1 protein-coding gene is annotated in these 725 nt (G+C 56.6%); it reads right to left on the bottom strand.

Translation table 11 applies throughout. The features are described from left to right. Positions 1 to 725: hypothetical protein (locus B3Z49_RS21895; RefSeq protein ID WP_296994973.1), on the bottom strand; the 725-nt coding region annotated here is incomplete at both ends.

Here is a 725-nt window from a genome sequence, read left to right as displayed (position 1 = left end):
GTGCTGAAGCCGCCGCTGGTCATGATGCTGGGCGTCGCATTGCGCTTCAAGGTCGGCTCGGCCGGTTTGATGATGCTGTTGCGGCGATGCATGCCCGCAGCCGCCCCGAAATCGATCTGTGACCGCCCGACAAGATCAGCCGCCGTGATCCGCGGCCCGGCTGCATCCGCATTGCCCGATGCATTGATCGGTGTTTGCTTGGCATGTGGCAACTGCTGTTTCTGCTTTGCCTCATAGATCCAGCGCAATTCCTGCTTCAGGGTCTGGTATTCCGGCGTATCGGGTGCCGAATTGACTTCATTGACGATCTGAAGCTTTACCATCTGCGGGAACCGATCAAGGCGTTCCAGCAGCATGAATTTCACACTTGGCCGCACTGCGTCTGAGCGCATCAGTTTCATCACCAGACGGCGATAGATATCAATCCTAAGGTTGCCATTTGATGCGAGTTCGATGAATTCCTCGACAAACTCGCGCGCGGCCATCTTGCCATCCAGCAATGCGCGCAGGTTATCCCCCATCGCCCGGCGATAGGCTTCGCGGATCTCCACGACGTGATTGGAGGCGCGTGTACGCACAAGATGAAATGCTTCTGGGCTGAATGCGTTCTTGGTCAGAAGCTTTGCGCAATCGGCAACCAGTTCATGCTTGGTTGCTTCGGAAACGACTTCAAAGACCCCGGTGATCAGTTCCTTGCATTTGGCATGCGGCCCCATACGGATCGC

The sequence above is a fragment of the Thalassospira sp. UBA1131 genome, assembly GCF_002311515.1.
Taxonomy (GTDB): domain Bacteria; phylum Pseudomonadota; class Alphaproteobacteria; order Rhodospirillales; family Thalassospiraceae; genus Thalassospira.
Note: the sequence above shows the minus strand (reverse complement) of the source record. Positions and strands in the feature narration are given on the sequence as shown.